This is a genomic window from Cupriavidus sp. GW823-FHT07A04, assembly GCF_058794615.1.
The window spans coordinates 1-17821 of sequence record NZ_JBXAHA010000006.1 but is presented as its reverse complement, the minus strand read 5'-3'; the positions used below and the strand labels follow the sequence as shown (position 1 = coordinate 17821).

Below are 17821 nucleotides of genomic sequence, written 5' to 3'. Positions count from 1 at the left end.
GTTTTTGTGGCCGGGATCCATTGCGGCCACTAAAGGCCACTAAAGGCAACTCAAGCCGATGCATGCCCGTCGTCGCGCACCATCCTGTCGAGCTGGTCGATGATGGCGCCGGCGGTAATCTCCCCTTTGGCCTTGTGCAGGGCGCTGTATAGCGGGTCGCGCAGCGCCGCCAGTTCCGCCGGGCTGCCGGCCTTTTCCACCTTGACTTGCAGCAGGTAGCCGCGCAGGCCCAGGTGATGGCCGATGACATCCGTATAGAAGTGATAAAGCTGCTGGTAAGTGCCGCCCACGGTTTGCGGGGAGGCTGGCGCAGGCAAGGCGTCGTCCCATGACGGCACATTGGCACCACGCATGCCGTACATGGAGAACAGGCTGTCGGCCTTGGCATCGCCATAGCGATCCCCGCTGGCGGGCGGGTTTGCGGGGCTGGCAGCCACTGCCGCAGGCTGCGGCGCATTCTCCGCGCGGATCAGACTGGCAGCCAGCAGGGCGTCAATGCTCTCCGGCCCTACGCCCATGCCGCCGGTCTGGGCCAGCAGTTCGCTGCGCCGGCGCTCGCCATTGACGATCAGCAGCAAGGCGCGCAGCTTATGGTCCAGCTTGCGCGCGCGCGTGCGGATTTCATCCTGGCCTTGCTCGGTCTTATGAAAAACCGGGTCGGTCATGTCTCGCTCCATTGTGATAGGCCGAGCAGCACTGTGTGGCATACCGCACTTTGCGTCATGCGGCTCGCCGGCCGATTATCGCCACGTTGTTTGGGCTGCTGGCGCGCTGCAAAAAAAAGAGTCGCCAAAGCGCACTACAATGTGATGCACCATAAAAGTAACAAAATTTGCACCCGCCTATTCACCCAACTGAAAACTGTGGCCATGCAACAACGAGACAAACTCTTTATCAACGGTAAGTGGGTTGCCCCGCACGGTACCGGCCTGATCAACGTCATCCACTCCACGACCGAAGCCGTCATGGGCCGCATCCCCGAAGGCCACGCGCGCGACGCCGAGGATGCTATCCAGGCAGCGCGAGCCGCCTTCGACAGCTGGTCGGCCACGCCGCCCAGCGTGCGCGCGGACTATATCCGCAAGATTGCCGAGGGCCTGAAGGCGCGCAGCGAGGAACTGGCGCAACTGATCGCCGGCGAAGTCGGCATGCCGATCAAGATGGCGCGCGCGATTCAGGTGGGCGGCCCGGTCTACAACTGGGCACAGGCCGCCAAGCTGCTCGAGACCTTCGCGTTCGAGGAAGAAGTCGGCAATTCCCTGGTGGTTCGGGAGCCGGTGGGCGTGGTCGCGGCCATTACGCCGTGGAACTACCCGCTCAACCAGATCACGCTGAAAGTGGCGCCGGCGCTGGCCGCGGGCTGCACGGTGGTGCTCAAGCCTTCGGAGGTGGCGCCGCTCAATGCCTTCGTGCTGGCAGAGGTGATTGAAGCCGCCGGGCTGCCGCCGGGGGTGTTCAACCTGGTCACCGGCTACGGTCCGGTGGTGGGCGAGGTACTGGCCAGCCACCCGGAAGTCGACATGGTGTCGTTCACGGGTTCCACGCGCGCTGGCAAGCGGGTGTCGGAGCTGGGCGCGCAGAGTGTCAAGCGCGTGGCGCTGGAGCTGGGCGGCAAGTCCGCTTCGGTGATCCTGGACGACGCGGACCTGGCTGCCGCGGTCAAGGGTACCGTTGGCGCCTGTTTCCTCAACTCCGGGCAGACCTGCTCGGCGCATACCCGCATGCTGGTGCCGCGCGCGCGCTACGACGAGGTCAAGGCCATTGCCAAGAAGGTGGTCGAGGGCTATACCGTGGGCGACCCGTTGCTGGAAACCAGCCGCCTTGGCCCGCTGATCTCAGCCGCGCAGAAAGACCGCGTGACCGGCTATATCCAGCGCGGCATCAACGAGGGCGCTGAGCTGGTTGCAGGCGGCCCCGAGGCGCCCGAAGGGCTGGACAAGGGCTTCTTTGTCAAGCCGACGGTGCTGGGCAATGTCGATCCCAAGGCCACGGTGGCGCAGGAAGAGATCTTCGGCCCGGTGCTGTCGATCATCTGCTATGACACCGAGGAAGATGCCGTGCGCATCGCCAACGACAGCATCTACGGGCTGGGCGGCGGCGTGTGGTCGGGCGACGAGGCGCGCGCCATCCGCGTGGCGCGTCGGATCCGCACCGGCCAGGTTGATATCAACGGTGGCCCGTTCAACATGCAGGCGCCGTTTGGCGGCTACAAGCAGTCCGGCAACGGGCGCGAGGCCGGCAAGTACGGGCTCGAGGAATTCCTCGAGTACAAGTCGCTGCAGATGAAGAAGCCGGCTGCCTGAGGCCGGCGGTTGGCGAGGAAAAATGCCCGGCTGGTCCGGGCATTTTTCATGGGTGGGTTCGCAGGCTCGATTCACGTTGGCTGCAGGCATGATTCGGCGATAATGCCGGAGTGCCATTGGCCGGCAAGCGGGACTGAACGCGGAGTTGAGCGCGGACCTGCGGACGGGGCAAGAGGTATGGGACCAAAAACATAAATAAGAGCGCGGGCGCGACACGCCACGCGGGGAGAGGGATCGATGCGTTGGTTGAAACGGCTGACCTGGCTGGTATTGACGCTGGCGGTGTTGCTGCTGGTCTGCGCGTTTGGCGCTTATGTCTGGTATCGGCAAGCATCGCAGCCGCAGACCGCGGGCACGCTGAAGTTGCCCGGCTTGCGCGAGAGCGTATCGATCGTCCGGGACCGCCATGCCGTGCCGCATATCAAGGCGGCCAATGCGCAGGATGCCTACTTTGCGCTCGGCTTCGTCCATGCGCAGGATCGGCTGTGGCAGTTGCAGATGAGCAAGCGCATCGTGTCCGGCCGGCTGGCGGAAATCCTGGGGCCGAGCGCGCTGGATACCGACCGTTTCCTGCGTACCCTGGGCGTGCGGCGCAATGCCGAAGCCATCCTGGCCCAATCCTCCGCCGAGACCCGGGCCATGTTGCAGGCCTATGCCGATGGCGTGAATGCCTATATCGATGGCCGCAAGGGGCCGTTGCCGCCGGAGTTCCTGATCTTGCGTACCCAGCCCGAGCGCTGGGAGCCGGCCGATACATTGGCCTGGCAGACCATGATGGCGTGGGACCTGGGCGGCAACTGGACCCAGGAGACGTTGCGCATGCGGCTCGCGCAGGTGCTGCCCGTGTCGCGCATCAACGAGCTGCTGGCGCCTTATCCTGGCGAACGGCCGCTGCGCACCATGGACTACGGCAATCTCTACCGGCACCTGGCGCCGCTGGCCACGGCCATGGCGCGTGTCGAGCAGCAGGCGCCGGCAGGCTATGTGGAGGGCATGGGCTCGAACAACTGGGTGGTATCTGGCGCCCATACGCGTTCGGGTAAGCCGCTGCTGGCCAATGATCCGCACCTCGGGCTGCAGGCGCCGGCGCTGTGGTACTTCGCCCAGATGCAGGCTCCCGGGCTGGATGTCACGGGCGCCACGCTGCCCGGCATGCCGGCGGTGGTGCTCGGGCATAACCAGCGCATCGCCTGGGGCTTCACCAATACCGCGCCGGATGTGCAGGATCTCTATATCGAGCGCTTGCAGCCTGGCAGCACGCAGCGTTACCAGACGCCGGACGGCTGGGCTGAGTTCGTCATGCGCACCGAGATCATCCACGTCAAGGGCGCGCCCGACGTGACGCTGAACGTGCGCGAGACGCGCCACGGCCCGGTGATTTCGGATGCGGCCGAGCCGGTGGCGACCGCCGCGGCCCCGCTCGGGGCGCAGTACGTGGTGGCTTTCCAGTGGACCGCGCTGCGTGCCGATGACCGGACCGTGCAGGCCGGGCTGGCGCTGAACCGCGCCACCGACTGGGCCAGCTTCCTGGCGGCGCTGCGCGATTTCCATTCGCCGCAGCAGAACATCGTCTACGCCGATGTCGACGGCAACATCGGCTTTATCGCGCCGGGCCGCGTGCCGCTGCGCCGCGCCGACAATGACCTGAAGGGGTTAGCGCCGGCCCCCGGCTGGGACGCGCGCTACGACTGGAGCGGCTTCATCCCCTTCGAGCAATTGCCGCGCAGCTTCAATCCGCCCGAGGGCGTGATCGCCACCGCCAACCAGAAGATCGTCGAGGACGATTACCCGTATTTCCTGACCAGCGAATGGACCGTGCCGTATCGCTACCAGCGCATCCGCACGCTGATCGACGCCACCGAGCGGCACACCATGGACAGTTTTGGCGCGATCCAGAAAGACACGCTCTCGCTCGCCGTGCGCGATGCCTTGCCGCTGCTGCTGGCATCTCCAATCGCCAGCGACCCGGCGCTGCCGGAGCGCGAGCGCGCGCTGATCGCATCGCTGCGCAAATGGGATGGCGATATGCAGCCCAGGCTGTCCGAGCCGCTGGTCGCAACCGCATGGCTGCGCGAGCTATCGCGCGTGCTGTTCGAGGACAAGGTCGGAGATACGCTGTTCAACCGCCTGTGGGAGCAGCGTAACGTGCAGCAGCCCATGCTCAACGTATTGCGCAATCCGCGGGGGCAAGGCGCGTTCTGGTGCGACGACAGCACGACCCCGGCGCCGGAGAGCTGCGACGATGCCGTTGCCAAAGCCTGGCGCCTCGCCATTGCCGACCTGGACCGGCGCTACGGCGACAAGCCTGAGCGCTGGCGCTGGGGCCAGGCGCATGCGGCCCGCTCCGAGCACAAGCCGTTCGGCAAACAGCCTTACCTGGCGGGTTTGTTCAACGTCAAGGTACCCAGTGGCGGCGACACCTATACGGTCAACGTAGGGCGCCACAACCTGCGCGACGAGGCGGCGCCGTTCGAGAGCGTGCACGCGGCCAGCCTGCGTGCCATCTACGACCTGTCAGACCTGGCCGAGTCGCGCTTCATGGATTCGACCGGGCAATCGGGCAACGTGACGTCGACCCATTACCGCGACTGGACCGACAAGTGGGCCGCGGTGCAGTACATCACCATGGCGCCGGGCCGCCGCGCGCCGGGCAATGAGGCCTTCGACACGCTGGTGCTGCAACCGGCCGGCAGGCGATGACGATGACCGAGGTGTCCATTCCCATTGGCTGCGTGTTGCTGGGCACCGTGCGCCCGTTTGGGCCCAAGGGTGTGCCTAGCGGCATCGACAAGCAGGCGGTGGACGGGGCGGTGCGCGTCACCGTGCTGGGTTTGGCCGGGGACGGGCAGGGAGACTCCAGGCACCATGGCGGCCCGGAAAAGGCCATCCACCACTACGCCTTCGATCACTATCCGGCCTGGCGCGAGGAACTCTCACCGCTTTCCACGCAGACGGCCGAGGTACTGGCAAGGCCCGGCGCGTTTGGCGAGAACGTGAGCACCGCTGGCCTGACCGAGGCCGATGTCTGCATTGGCGATCGTTTTCGCCTGGGCGGGGCGTTGGTCGAGGTGTCGCAGGCACGCCAGCCTTGCTGGAAGCTGAACCATCGGTTCGGGCACGCCGGCATGGCGCGCGCGGTCCAGCAAAGCCTGCGCACGGGCTGGTACTACCGGGTGCTGGAAGAGGGCGGCCTGGCGCGGGGCGACAGCCTGGTGCTGGTCGAGCGGCCATATCCGGACTGGAGCCTGCAGCGGCTGCTGCACGTGCTCTATGTGGATCGCCTGGATGCGGGCGCCTTGTACGCCATGGCGACGCTGCCGGCACTGGCCGAGAACTGGCGCAAGCTGGCGCGCCAGCGGCTGGAGCGGCGCGAGGTGGAGGATATGGAGCGGCGGCTGGCAGGCGGCTAAGCCTAAGCCGGCCACCGTGGGCGGAAGAGTCGGGCCTGGCTCAGCCCTGGCGGAAGCGCTTGCCTTTGCCCTCGCGTGTGATGCGTTCCCACACGGCCTGCTTTTCCGTGTCGTCCATGAAGACCCAGTTGCTGACTTCCATGGCGCTGCGCCCGCAACCCTGGCAGATCTCGTCGAACAAGGTCGAGCAGATGCCGATGCACGGGCTGTCCGGGCGGTCGAACAGGCTTTCGTCGCCGCGTGGTGCATTCGGTTGTGATTCCGGCTGTGACTCCGGCTGCCCGTCGGTTGGCTGGGCGGATTGGCTGGGGTCTTGCGGGTTTGACGGCATGCGGCTGGGTGGCGGGGCGGATGGGCGCTCATTATAAACGGCTGGCTGCGCCGGCCTTGGCTGCCGGTTGATGACGTGGGAGGTCATTGAGCGGCGCCGCCGTCGCGTCTACGCTGGAACCAGCCTGATCGTACCGATCCTCCCAAGGAGACCATGATGCTGTCCCTGATTCCCGCCTTGTCCAGCACCGCGAGCGCCGCCGCCACGCTGCCTGTCGACCCCCGTATCCGCCATACCGTTGAGCAGGTGCTGATGGGCTCGCCCGTGGCCCGTGCCCTGGGCATCACGCTGGATGTGCTGGCTGTCGACCAGGTGGAATTGCTGCTCCCGTTCCGGCCCGACAACGTGACGGTCGGCGAGATCGTGCACGGCGGTGTGATCGCCACCTTGATCGACGTGGCGGGCGCGGCAGCGGCGGCTTCGGGCGCCGATGCCGGCAACCTGCGCGGCGGCGCTACCAGTTCGCTGAATATCCAGTATCTCGAAGCGGCTAGTGCGGCCAACCTGCGCGCTGTTGCCAGCGTGGTGCGGCGAGGGCGCCGCCAGGTGGTGACGGAGGTCTCGGTCTATGCCCAAGGGGAGAACCAGGTTGAACTGGTGGCCAAGGCCTTGATGAGCAGCACCTTGTTCCTGAGAGAGAGGACGTCCTGAATTGGCACCGCCGCCACGCCGGCATCGGTCAGGATGCCGGCGTCTCGCACCGGATCAGAACTTGTGGCGAATGCCGACCGTCGCGCCAAGCTGGTTCGCGCCAGCCTGAACGTACGCACTATCGGTCGGGCTGTTGTTGTTGAAGCCGTTCACGCTCAGGTTCGAGTTGCCCTTGTTCTTGACGTAAGACAGGGAAGCGTAAAGGTCGGTGCGCTTGGACAAGGCGTAATCCGCCGTGGCGACAAAGTCCCAGGGGTCGGCACCGCTATTGCGGAAGTCCTGATAGTACGCGGCGCCCGTGAGCGAAAATGCCGGGGTCAGCTGGTAGGCCAGGCCTGCCCAGTACAGGTTCGCCCCGCCGTTGGTGAACTGGCCGCCAGGCAGCGAGGCGCCGTTGTAAGCCTTTGCCCAGCGGTAGCCTAGGAATGCCTTGGCAGCACCCAGCGTGTACGAGCCAGCCGCGGTGGCACGGCGAATCATCTGCGCACTGGCGGCGCCGGTGTTGTTCGCCTGGTCATAAGCCGCGCCCACCGCGAAGGGACCCGCCGCGTAGCTGGCCAGGAAGCTGTATTCGCGGCCGTTGGTGAAGGCTCCCGCCACTTCGTTGCCATTGTTGGTGAAGCTGTAGAGACCGGACACGGTCAGGCCGCCGAACGTGCCAATGTACTTGCCGCTGTTGTCGGCACGCGAGCCAAATTCCGGCGCGGTCGAGGTAATGCCGTAGCGTGTCGAGATCGCCATCGGGTCGTAGAGCAGGCCGAAGTCGAAGAACGGGGTCGTGTGGCGGCCCAGGGTGAACGTGCCGTACGGGCTTTGCAGGCCGACATAGGCTGCGCGCCCGAAGAGGCGGCCACCTTGGCCCGACGAGCCGGTGTCAAAGTTCACACCGCTTTCTAGTACAAAGATGCCCTTCAGGCCGCCGCCGATATCCTCGACGCCGCGCATGCCCCAACGCGAGCCGGACTGATTGCCCGAGGTCAACCGATAAGCGTTGCCGCCGGGAGCGCCAGCGGCTGTCGCGGAGGATTTGTTTGTGTATTCGAGGCCGGCATCCGCCACGCCATACAGCGTCACGCTCGACTGAGCATTTGCGCCGACAGCGGCCAGGGCAGCCATTGTGGCCGCAAGCAATTTCATTCTCATTTCAACGATCTCCTCTAAGGTTCTTGGTTTTTTCGAGCACGGCTGGTCCCGTGCCGATGTTTTTGCACAACCGCGAGCCGCTATGAGTGCGCCGTGCGCCGTGCGCCGTGCCGATGGGCGTGCATCCGCTAATCGTGGGCAGCACTTTGCCTAGGCCGCGAACGCGTGCGCGTTCGGGCCCGGCAGGCTTGTCGCGGCCTGTGTTTCGTCAGGTGTCAGGAGTGGAGTGCGGGGGAGCCGAGGTTGGCAGCTGCCGCGCTGGGCGCAGCGCGTTCACGCGCCATCAGGAAGACGATGGCGGCGGCGATCAGGTCGAACACTGCCAGCAGGACGAACAGCGGGCTGTAGCCGATATGCGTGACGGCAATGCCGAACAGCAGCGTGAACAGGGTCGCGCCCAGGTAGCCGCTCATGCCGGCCAGGCCGGTGGCTGTCGCCACTTCGTTCTTGCCGAACGTGTCGGACGTGATCGAGTAGAGCGCGCCCGACAAGGTCTGGTGGGCGAAGCCGCCGACGCACAACAGCGCGATGGCGCTGTATGGGCTGTCCACCAGGCCAACGCAGGCCGGACCGATCATCGCCAGGCAGCCGACCAGCATGACCAGCTTGCGCGAGGTAAACAGCGACACCTTGAGGTGCTTGTGGAACCACGGGCTGAGATAGCCCCCCAGCACGCAGCCAATGTCGGCGGCGAGGAAGGGCAGCCATGCGAACATCGCGATCTCCTTGATGTTCATATGGCGCTCGGTTGCCATGTAAAGCGGAATCCAGGCGTTGAAGGTTTGCCAGGCCGGCTCCGACAGGAAACGGGGAATCGCGATCGACCAGAAATTCCGGCTGCGCATGATCTCGAGCCAGCTTGCCTTGGCCGCGTTGGCATCCTTGTGCTGCGCCTCCTGGCCGGCAAGGATGTACTCGCGTTCCTGGTCCGACAGGCGCTGCTGATTCTTCGGGTGCTTGTAGCAGAGCATCCACAGTACGGTCCATGCCACGCCCAGCGCGCCGACGATGATGAAGGCCCGTTGCCAGCCGCCGTTCAGGATCGTCCACACGACCAGCGGCGGGGCGCACAGCGCGCCGATCGACGAGCCAATGTTGAACCAGCCGATGGCGATCGAGCGTTCCTTGGCGGGGAACCATTCCGTCGTTGCCTTTACGCCACCGGGGATGCCGGCGGCTTCGGCCAGGCCGAGCAGGCCGCGAAAGAACGCCAGGCCTTGCCAGCCGGAGGCCAGCGCGGCGGCGGCGCATGCCAGCGACCACGCCAGCGCGAAGATGCCAAAGCCGATCTTGGTGCCGATGGCGTCCAGTACCAGGCCGGCGACCGGCTGCATCATGGCGTAGCAGACCTGCCAGGCCACAACCACATAGGAGTACTGCTGGGTCGTCATATGCAACTCCGACATCATTGTCGGTGCGGCAACGGATAGCGTATTGCGCGCCAGGTAGTTGACGATCAGGCCCATCGTGACCAGGCTGACCATCCACCAGCGCATGCCCTTTATGTGTTTCATCATGTCTCCTTGTATTTATGGATTCGCGGCAAAGCTGTGTGCCGCGCTACGTCGTTCTCGATCCCGGTTGGCCCCAGGGCCAGCCCACGCAGGTCAGGTGGCCAAAGCAAGCGGCCATTGATCCTCGGCGTGGGGCATCGGTTGGAAATCAAGCCTCTTGGCTTAGGGGCTACCCGTGGGCGCCGCCATGGCGCTGCGCCTCTGGCGTGAAATCGATGCTCGCGAAACTGCCGCCCTGGTACTGGCGGCCGATGGCATCGAGCGGGTTCGGGGCTGCGAGAATCTCTTCGGCGAAGTCTTCGGCATTCTGTTTGGGCTGGTAGCGCAGGCGCGCCGCGCCATCGTTGTTCCAGCAGCTGCGCGTATTGGCGGAGACGCCCCACACAACGAGGAAGCCAAGGTCAGGCACCGTGATGCCCTGCTCGATGAGATGCACGAGATCATCGTGTCCCAGCCAGGTACTCAGATGCCGAAACTCTTGCGGTCTCTCCACGCAGCTGCCGATGCGCACACAGACGCTCTCGATGCCGTGCTTGTCCCAGTAAAGACGGGCAAGCCCTTCGCCCCACATCTTGCTCAAGCCGTAAAAGCCATCCGGGCGAAACTCGCAGTCAGTCGAGAGTTGCTGGTCCACCGGATACATGCCGATCGCGTGATTGGAACTGGCGAACACGATGCGGCCGACTTTCTGGCGCCGCGCGCCCTCATAAACCTCGACGAGCGCCCGCAGGTTGTTGTCGATGATCTCCGGCAGGGGGCGCTCGACACTCGTTCCCGCCATGTGAATCAGCACGTCGACACCGTCCAGCAGGCGGTCGACCACGGCCGGGTCGCGCAAGTCGCCACGCATTACCTCTTCGCCCTCGGCGACCGGTGCGAGCGACTGCGAGTTGCCCGACGAACGCAGGCCATAGCCTCGCGCCAGCAGGGCGGTCCGCAGGACGGTGCCCAACTGGCCGCCGGCGCCGCTTAATGCAATCTTGGTCACGATATGAAATCTCCGTCTTGTTTGGTCTGGCCTGGCGTATGGAGCGCTCGCGCCCGGATCCCATGGAGCGTGCCAGCTGAACTGGCATCGCAATCATTCATGGGACGTCATACAACTAAATTTAAACTTATTTGTCCGACAAGCGCATTTAAAGTAGGACAACTTTCTTAGGATTTCAAAGGGTTGTCAACGACAACGATCGGGAAATCGGGTTTACCCCCGGCCGTAGATGGCTTAATGACCATATTTCAAAAAGTGAATTGGCTTGCTGAACTGTTGATAGACCTCACATGCAGTATGTTAGTCTGACAGCTTGCGCAACAACCCATACGCCGGCCAACCGGCGCAGCAGCAGGAGCAAGGTGTGGACGAATTGGTATTGACGGCAACCGACAGCACCAGTCTTTCGGAGCAGGTTTGCAAGCTGATCATCGGAGCGATCCTGCGGGGAGAGTTCTCCGCGGACCAGAAGCTACCGACGGAAGCCAATCTGGCCAGCCGTTATGCGGTATCGCGGACAACCGTGCGGGAGGCGCTGTCGCGCTTGCGATCCGAAGGCATCGTGGTCTCGCGGCGGGGATCCGGAAGCTATATCCAGCGCATGCCGGTACGCGGGCAGCCGGTCACTCCCCAGATCTCCAGCATCGCCGACATCGAGCACTACTATGCATTCCGCCTTTGTGTGGAAGTCGGCGTGGCTGAGATTTCAGCGCAGATGCGCACCGATGCGGACATCGACGCCATTCGCGCCGCCTACGCCGCGCTGGACCGCACACAGGAAAGCGAGACGTCGGGCGTGGAGGAGGACCTGCAGTTGCATCTGTCCATTGCGCGGGCATCTCACAATCCTTTCTTCGTGCCCACGGTCGAGCATGCGCTCGGCCCGATTCGCCAGTGCATGGAACTGGCCCGTAACCTGGGGCAGACGCGCAATCCCACGCGCTTCGAGCAGGTCCAGGCCGAGCATCTGGCGATCATCGAGGCTATTGTGCAGCGGTCGCCGACTCAAGCCTCGATCGCGATGCGCCGGCATATCGAGAATGCCAGGCGTCGAATCTTCGAGGGTGCCTGACTCATCGTCGTGAGCCGGCGCGCGTCCTGTCCAGGTGCGGTAGGGCCGTGCTGACCTATGTCGGGGCGCTCGCTTGCTTGATGTTGTATGGTAACTTTGCCTAAGTCCGGCAGCTTGGTTGTCTTTCGCAAGTGCCGTCACGAATCATGGTGCTTCGGCACCAATCTCAGCTGGCAGGCTGGTACAAATGAGGTTCGCGATGCGCTCCATGTTGTAGGACATCAGGTGTCTTGGGCTGGGAGATGGCGAGCCACTCGCGAAAGCCGTGTCAGCCGGGCTGGCCCTGGGCGACGTTCCGCGGCTCGGCGTCGAGTTGTCGCGCCAGCTCATCCACCGCGCGCCGGATTGGCTGACCGCTCCTGGCTACTTTGGCAAGCGTCAGTGCCCCTTGCCAGCCGCAGATCACCAGGCCGGCGAGCTCGGTGGCGCGTACCCGCGGGATCCCGCGCGCCGCGAAGGCATCGGCCAGCACGGCTTCCCATGCGGCAAAGGCCGCGTTGCCCGCTGCCGCCACGCCCTCGGCCTCCGGGGCGATTTCCAGCAGGATGGTGGAGATCGGGCAGCCGTCACGATAGTCAGACTGGGCCATCCAGCCGGCCATCAAGACGCCATAGGCCCGCACGATCGCCCCCGGCGAGTCGTGTTCCGCGCATAGCTGCGCGAGCGTCGCACGCACCAGTTCGCCGGCGTACACGATGACTTCCTCGGCAATCTGCTCCTTACCTTTCGGGAAGTAGTGATAGAGCGAGCCCTTTGGCGCACCGCTCAATGCAACGATGTCATTGGTGCCGCTGGCGGCGTAACCATACCGGCGAAAGAGCACGGCGGCGGCGCGGACGATCTTGTCCCGATGCTTGGCTTGAGCGGCCATGTGATGAAGTTCTCGGTCGTTGGAGGGGTTGATATCCTGCTGGAATTATATAGACTGGTCTACATTAAAAATAGTGGTTGAGCCATCACAGCCTCAACGATTCAACCAGGAGACACCACGATGACCAACGCCACGGCCGAACATGCCGACCTTCCCGCCGGCTTCGCGCCGCATTTTCGCCATAGTCCGCTGACCGACCCCTGGGAGCCGCTGTACTCGATGCGCACTGACCAGGCCATCGTGCTGGCGGTGAAGCTCGCCCAGGCCCACACCAACGCACGCGGCTTTGCCCATGGCGGGCTGATCACGGCCTTGGCGGACAACGCCATGGGGCTGTCGTGCGGCATGCAGTTCGCCGAGCCGCGCAGCCTGGTCACCGTGAACCTGTCGATCGACTTCCTCAACGTTGCCAGGATCGGGCAGTGGCTGATGTTCGAAACGTCATTCACCAAGGTTGGCGGCACGCTGTGCTTTGCCCAGGCTTTCGTCACCGCCGACGGCGTGGCTTGCGCCAGGGCCAACGCTACGTTTCGGGCCATGCAGTGAGTTTTTTCCTTGGATCTCAATCAGGCAGGGCAATGCAATGACAGCAGATACGAGCAGCACCAGCGCGGCCACCAGCGCGACCACCAACGGCGCCTATTCGCTGGACACGGTCAAGCGTGTCAACCAGAGCGCCGCCTTCAACCGATGGCTGGGCTTCGAGGTGATCAGCGCGCAGGGCGGGGCGGCGGAGTTGCGCATGGCCTGGCACGACCAAGCCACGCAATATGCGGGATTCCTCCATGCGGGCGTGATCGGCGCCCTGGTCGATACCGCCTGTGGATTCGCGGCCACCACGGTAGGGGGGCCGGTGATGGCTTCCCACTATTCGGTGAACTGCATGGCGCCGGCCGTGGGGCAGGCGTTCGTGGCGCGGGCCAGCGTGACCAAGGCAGGCAAGCGGCAGGTGTTTGCCAGGGCGGAAGTGTTCGCGGAACAGGCCGGTGGCGAGCTTCGGCTGGTGGCCTCGGGCGAGGTCATCTTCGTGCCTGTCGAGCCACAGACCGCCAAGCCACCTGAGCAGCACGATTGAGATCTCTGAATCGACATCATTAGCGCAATTAACGGCCAGGTATTTGCGCCCTACGACCCAACCGGTGCCACCTCACGGGATACCGCAATTTGGGCCACACGCGGCTTCGGCAGGCCAGGCAAGCCTGCAGGGCGAGAGGTACGGCTTGAATGGAAAATGGCAGTCCGGTCGCTACGCGACCGGACTGCCATTCGAGCGGGGCGGACGGGGCGGGAGACGCTGATCCACTCAGGCGATCGATGCAGATAGTGGCAGCTTCGGGATAGTCCCGGTGGCGGGCGCCGTGGCTGGCACTACGGAGCTACGCAGCTAAGGACATGGCTCACCCGCTCAAGCGCACTCCAGCGTGAAACCCATGCCGCCACGTCAGCGTGCCTCAGAACGCGTCGCCGGGCACGCGCACCCATCCTTCCATCAGCACGCGGGCGCTGCGGCTCATGATGGCCTTGGTCACGGTCCATTCGCCGTCGACCTGGCTGGCTTCGGCGCCCACCCGCAAGGTGCCCGAGGGATGGCCAAAGCGCACTGCGTTGCGCTCGCCGCCGCCGGCAGCCAGGTTCACCAGCGTGCCGGTGATGGCCGCCGCGGTGCCGATGGCGACCGCGGCCGTGCCCATCATGGCGTGATGCAGCTTGCCCATGGACAAGGCGCGCACGAGCAGGTCGACGTCGCCGGCGGCAACCCGTTTGCCGCTGGAGGCCACGTAGTCGGCCGGCTTGGCGACAAAGGCCACCTTCGGCGTGTGCTGCCGGGTGGCGGCCTCATCGATATGTTTGATCAGGCCCATGCGCACCGCGCCGTGGGCGCGAATGGTCTCGAACATCGCCAGCGCCTTGGCATCGCCATTGATGGCGTCCTGCAGCTCGGTGCCTTTGTAGCCGATGGATTCCGCATCCAGGAAGATGGTCGGAATGCCCGCATTGATCATGGTGACCTTTAGCGCGCCGACGCCGGGAACCTCGAGATCGTCGATCAGGTTTCCGGTGGGGAACATGGCACCGCCGGCGCCGTCTTCCTCGGCCGCCGGATCCATGAACTCGAGCTGGACTTCGGCGGCGGGGAAGGTCACGCCGTCCAGCTCGAAGTCACCGGTTTCCTGCACGGCGCCATTGGTGATGGGTACGTGCCCGATGATGGTCTTGCCGATATTGGCCTGCCAGATGCGCACGATGGCCACGCCGTTGTGCGGGATGCGGCTGGGGTCGACCAGGCCGGCACTGATGGCGAAGGGGCCGACGGCGGCGGAGAGGTTGCCGCAGTTGCCGCTCCAGTCGACAAACGGCTGGTCGATGGAGACCTGGCCGAACAGGTAGTCGACGTCGTGATCGGGCTTGCTGCTTTTTGAGAGGATGACGGTCTTGCTGGTGCTGGAGGTAGCGGCACCCATGCCGTCGATCTGCTTGCCATAGGGATCGGGGCTGCCGATGACGCGCATCAGCAGCGCGTCGCGGGCGGCGCCCGGCACCTGCGCGGCTTCGGGCAGATCTTGCAGGCGGAAGAACACGCCTTTGCTGGTCCCGCCACGGATGTAGGTGGCGGGGATCTTGATCTGGGGTACGTGGGCCATGGAAAATTCGTCCTGATGAAAGCGGGCGGTACGTCGCCATACCGCCCGAACACGTTGCTGGTCGATGCGCCCGCGCGCGCTTACGCAGCGGCCTTCGACGATTCGAGGAAGTCCTGCGCGAAGCGCTGCAGCACGCCGCCGGCTTCGTAGATCGACACTTCTTCCGCGGTATCGAGGCGGCAGGTCACCGGTACTTCCACGCGCTCGCCGTTCTTGCGATGCATCACCAGGGTGAGCTCGCAGCGCGGCGTGCGTGCGCCGATCACGTCGTAGGTCTCGGTGCCGTCGATGCCCAGCGTGGTGCGGTTGACACCAGGCTTGAACTCCAGCGGCAGCACGCCCATGCCGACCAGGTTGGTGCGGTGGATGCGCTCGAAGCCTTCGGCCACGATCGCCTCCACGCCGGCCAGGCGCACGCCCTTGGCGGCCCAGTCGCGCGAGGAGCCCTGGCCGTAGTCGGCGCCGGCCACAACGATCAGGGGCTGCTTGCGGGCCATGTAGGTCTCGATGGCTTCCCACATGCGGGTGACCTTGCCCTCCGGCTCGATGCGGGCAAGCGAGCCCGGCTTGACCTTGCCGTCCACCACCACCATTTCGTTCTTCAGGGTGGGGTTGGCAAAGGTGGCGCGCTGCGCCGTCAGGTGGTCGCCGCGGTGGGTCGCGTAGGAGTTGAAGTCTTCCTCCGGCAGGCCCATCTTGGCCAGGTACTCGCCGGCCGCGCTATCGAGCATGATGGCGTTGGACGGCGACAGGTGGTCGGTGGTGATGTTGTCGCCCAGCACGGCCAGGGGCCGCATGCCGGTGAGCGCGCGTTCGCCGGCCAATGCGCCTTCCCAGTAGGGCGGGCGGCGGATGTAGGTGCTCATCTCGCGCCAGTCGTACAGCGGGTTGGCTTTTTCGCCGGTGTCGGCGGTCACGGCGAACATTGGCTCGTAGACCTTGCGGAACTGCGCAGGCTTCACGCTGGCGGCAACCACCGCGTCGATCTCTTCGTCGGACGGCCAGATGTCTTTCAGCGTCACCGGCTTGCCATCTGCGTCGGTGCCCAGCACATCCTTCTCGATATCGAAGCGGATGGTGCCGGCAATGGCGTAGGCCACCACCAGCGGCGGCGAGGCCAGGAAGGCCTGCTTGGCATACGGATGGATGCGGCCGTCGAAGTTGCGGTTGCCGGACAGCACGGCGGTGGCGTACAGGTCGCGGTCCACGACTTCCTTCTGGATCACCGGGTCCAGTGCGCCGGACATGCCGTTGCAGGAGGTGCAGGCATAAGCCACCACGCCAAAGCCCAACTGCTCCAGTTCCGGCAGCAGGTTGGCTTCTTCCAGGTAGAGCGTCACCGCCTTGGAACCCGGCGCCAGCGAGCTCTTCACCCACGGCTTGCGGGTGAGGCCGAGCTTGTTGGCGTTGCGCGCCAGCAGCCCGGCGGCCACCATGTTGCGCGGGTTGTTGGTGTTGGTGCAACTGGTGACGGCGGCGATGATCACCGCGCCGTCCGGCATCAGGCCGGGCTCGTTCTCGACCTTGCCGCTGATGCCGCGCGCGGCCAGCTCGGAGGTGGGCACGCGCTTGTGCGGATTGGACGGGCCGGCGATGTTGCGCACCACGGTGGACAGGTCGAACCTGAGCACGCGCGGGTACTCGGCATGTTTCAGGCTGTCCGCCCAGAGGCCGGTTTCCTTGGCATACGTTTCCACCAGCTTGACCAGCGCATCGTCGCGGCCGGTGAGCTTGAGGTACTTGATGGTCTGCTCGTCGATGTAGAACATCGCGGCAGTGGAGCCAAACTCCGGCGCCATGTTGGAGATGGTGGCGCGGTCGCCCAGCGTCAGGTGGGTGGTGCCTTCGCCGAAGAACTCAAGGTAGGACGACACGACCTTTTCCTTGCGCAGGAATTCGGTCAGGGCCAGCACGGTGTCCGTCGCGGTGATGCCAGGCTGCGGCTTGCCGGTCAACTCCACGCCGATGATGTCCGGCAGGCGCATCCAGGAAGCGCGGCCCAGCATCACGCTTTCGGCTTCCAGGCCGCCCACGCCGATGGCGATCACGCCCAGCGCGTCCACCATGGGGGTGTGGGAGTCGGTGCCGACCAGCGTATCGGGGAAGGCCACGCCGTCTTTCACCTGCACCACCGGGCTCATGCGCTCGAGGTTGATCTGGTGCAGGATGCCGTTGCCCGGCGGAATCACGTCGACGTTCTTGAAGGCCTTCTTGGTCCAGTTGATGAAGTCGAAGCGGTCTTCGTTGCGGCGGTCTTCGATGGCGCGGTTCTTCGCGAACGCATCGGGATCGAAACCGCCGCACTCGACGGCCAGCGAGTGGTCCACCACCAGTTGCGTCGGCACGACCGGGTTGACCATGACCGGGTCGCCGCCCTGGGCAGCAATGGCATCGCGCAGCCCGGCGAGATCGACCAGCGCGGTCTGGCCCAGGATGTCATGGCAGACCACGCGCGCCGGGAACCAGGGGAAATCCAGTTCCTGCTTGCGTTCGATGATCTGCTTGAGGGAATCGGTCAGCGTAGCCGGGTCGCAGCGGCGCACGAGGTTCTCGGCCAGCACCCGCGACGTGTACGGCAGCTTGTCATAAGCGCCCGGCTGGATGGCGTCGACCGCGGCACGCGTGTCGAAGAAATCCAGCTGGGTGCCGGGCAGCGGTTTGCGGTTTGCAGTGTTCATTTTTTAGGGACGAAAGAGAGTAATGATCAGGGGGTAGTGGCCCAGCTTTGCGGCCAACTACCCCCTTCTCCCACGGGCGGTACAGGGGAGCAAACCGGCAGCCGGCTAGATTACTTGCGATCCTTGATCGGCACGAACTTCAGGTTTTCCGGCCCGGTGTAGTTGGCGCTGGGGCGGATGATCTTGTTGTCGATGCGTTGCTCGATGATATGCGCAGC

At 64.9% G+C, this 17821-nt stretch carries 15 protein-coding genes; 7 read left to right on the top strand and 8 right to left on the bottom strand.

All coding sequences use genetic code 11. From position 1 onward, the window contains the following. Window positions 1-50 precede the first annotated feature (50 nt). On the bottom strand, window positions 51-665 hold the full coding sequence (locus tag AC1Q7Q_RS11815; RefSeq protein ID WP_492375526.1) for a hypothetical protein: 615 nt from the start codon (window positions 663-665) through the stop codon (window positions 51-53). 204 nt (window positions 666-869) lie between these two features. Here AC1Q7Q_RS11815 and AC1Q7Q_RS11810 point away from each other — a divergent pair, with 204 nt between their 5' ends. The 3 genes from AC1Q7Q_RS11810 to AC1Q7Q_RS11800 all read left to right on the top strand — a co-directional run bounded on the left by AC1Q7Q_RS11810 (window position 870) and on the right by AC1Q7Q_RS11800 (window position 5713). After that, on the top strand, window positions 870-2303 hold the full coding sequence (locus tag AC1Q7Q_RS11810) for an aldehyde dehydrogenase family protein (protein ID WP_183031158.1): 1434 nt from the start codon (window positions 870-872) through the stop codon (window positions 2301-2303). Between the two features lie 237 nt (window positions 2304-2540). Then, window positions 2541-5003: a penicillin acylase family protein gene (locus AC1Q7Q_RS11805; RefSeq protein ID WP_492375527.1), complete on the top strand. Its 2463-nt coding sequence runs from the start codon at window positions 2541-2543 to the stop codon at window positions 5001-5003. 2 nt (window positions 5004-5005) lie between these two features. Continuing rightward, window positions 5006-5713 carry an MOSC domain-containing protein gene (locus tag AC1Q7Q_RS11800; protein ID WP_492375528.1) on the top strand — a complete coding sequence of 236 codons (708 nt, stop codon included), beginning with the start codon at window positions 5006-5008 and terminating at the stop codon, window positions 5711-5713. A gap of 40 nt (window positions 5714-5753) precedes the next feature. Here the strand turns inward: AC1Q7Q_RS11800 and AC1Q7Q_RS11795 are convergent, their stop codons facing one another. Further along, entirely contained in the window at window positions 5754-6044 is a 291-nt protein-coding gene (locus AC1Q7Q_RS11795; protein WP_492375529.1) for a DUF1289 domain-containing protein, read from the bottom strand. Between the two features lie 156 nt (window positions 6045-6200). Here AC1Q7Q_RS11795 and AC1Q7Q_RS11790 point away from each other — a divergent pair, with 156 nt between their 5' ends. Beyond that, complete coding sequence (locus AC1Q7Q_RS11790) at window positions 6201-6695, top strand: PaaI family thioesterase (RefSeq protein WP_492375538.1); 495 nt, start codon at window positions 6201-6203, stop codon at window positions 6693-6695. Window positions 6696-6749: 54 nt separating this feature from the next. On the opposite strand, the gene AC1Q7Q_RS11785 is transcribed toward AC1Q7Q_RS11790, so the two are convergent. The 3 genes from AC1Q7Q_RS11785 to AC1Q7Q_RS11775 all read right to left on the bottom strand — a co-directional run bounded on the left by AC1Q7Q_RS11785 (window position 6750) and on the right by AC1Q7Q_RS11775 (window position 10340). Then, window positions 6750-7838, bottom strand: a complete 1089-nt coding sequence (locus AC1Q7Q_RS11785; protein WP_492375530.1) for a porin — start codon at window positions 7836-7838, stop codon at window positions 6750-6752. Window positions 7839-8053: 215 nt separating this feature from the next. Then, window positions 8054-9352 carry an MFS transporter gene (locus AC1Q7Q_RS11780; protein ID WP_492375539.1) on the bottom strand — a complete coding sequence of 433 codons (1299 nt, stop codon included), beginning with the start codon at window positions 9350-9352 and terminating at the stop codon, window positions 8054-8056. A 169-nt stretch (window positions 9353-9521) separates the two neighbouring features. Beyond that, entirely contained in the window at window positions 9522-10340 is an 819-nt protein-coding gene (locus AC1Q7Q_RS11775; RefSeq protein ID WP_492375531.1) for an NAD-dependent epimerase/dehydratase family protein, read from the bottom strand. Window positions 10341-10704: 364 nt separating this feature from the next. Between AC1Q7Q_RS11775 and AC1Q7Q_RS11770 the strand changes: the two genes are divergently transcribed. Next, entirely contained in the window at window positions 10705-11412 is a 708-nt protein-coding gene (locus AC1Q7Q_RS11770) for a FadR/GntR family transcriptional regulator (protein WP_492375532.1), read from the top strand. A gap of 268 nt (window positions 11413-11680) precedes the next feature. Here the strand turns inward: AC1Q7Q_RS11770 and AC1Q7Q_RS11765 are convergent, their stop codons facing one another. Then, complete coding sequence (locus AC1Q7Q_RS11765; RefSeq protein WP_492375533.1) at window positions 11681-12283, bottom strand: TetR/AcrR family transcriptional regulator; 603 nt, start codon at window positions 12281-12283, stop codon at window positions 11681-11683. Between the two features lie 120 nt (window positions 12284-12403). On the opposite strand from AC1Q7Q_RS11765, the gene AC1Q7Q_RS11760 reads away from it, so the two are divergent. Both AC1Q7Q_RS11760 and AC1Q7Q_RS11755 read left to right on the top strand, forming a co-directional pair. Then, a complete protein-coding gene (locus AC1Q7Q_RS11760) occupies window positions 12404-12829 on the top strand; it encodes a PaaI family thioesterase (RefSeq protein ID WP_492375534.1) in 426 nt (141 codons plus the stop codon). 37 nt (window positions 12830-12866) lie between these two features. Beyond that, window positions 12867-13358 (top strand): PaaI family thioesterase, encoded by a 492-nt coding sequence (locus AC1Q7Q_RS11755; RefSeq protein WP_492375535.1) that lies wholly within the window; start codon window positions 12867-12869, stop codon window positions 13356-13358. Between the two features lie 376 nt (window positions 13359-13734). Here AC1Q7Q_RS11755 and prpF read toward each other — a convergent pair whose 3' ends face one another. Both prpF and acnD read right to left on the bottom strand, forming a co-directional pair. After that, window positions 13735-14925 carry a 2-methylaconitate cis-trans isomerase PrpF gene (prpF, locus tag AC1Q7Q_RS11750; RefSeq protein ID WP_492375536.1) on the bottom strand — a complete coding sequence of 397 codons (1191 nt, stop codon included), beginning with the start codon at window positions 14923-14925 and terminating at the stop codon, window positions 13735-13737. 80 nt (window positions 14926-15005) lie between these two features. Then, entirely contained in the window at window positions 15006-17603 is a 2598-nt protein-coding gene (gene acnD, locus AC1Q7Q_RS11745) for a Fe/S-dependent 2-methylisocitrate dehydratase AcnD (RefSeq protein ID WP_492375537.1), read from the bottom strand. Between the last annotated feature and the right edge of the window lie 218 nt (window positions 17604-17821).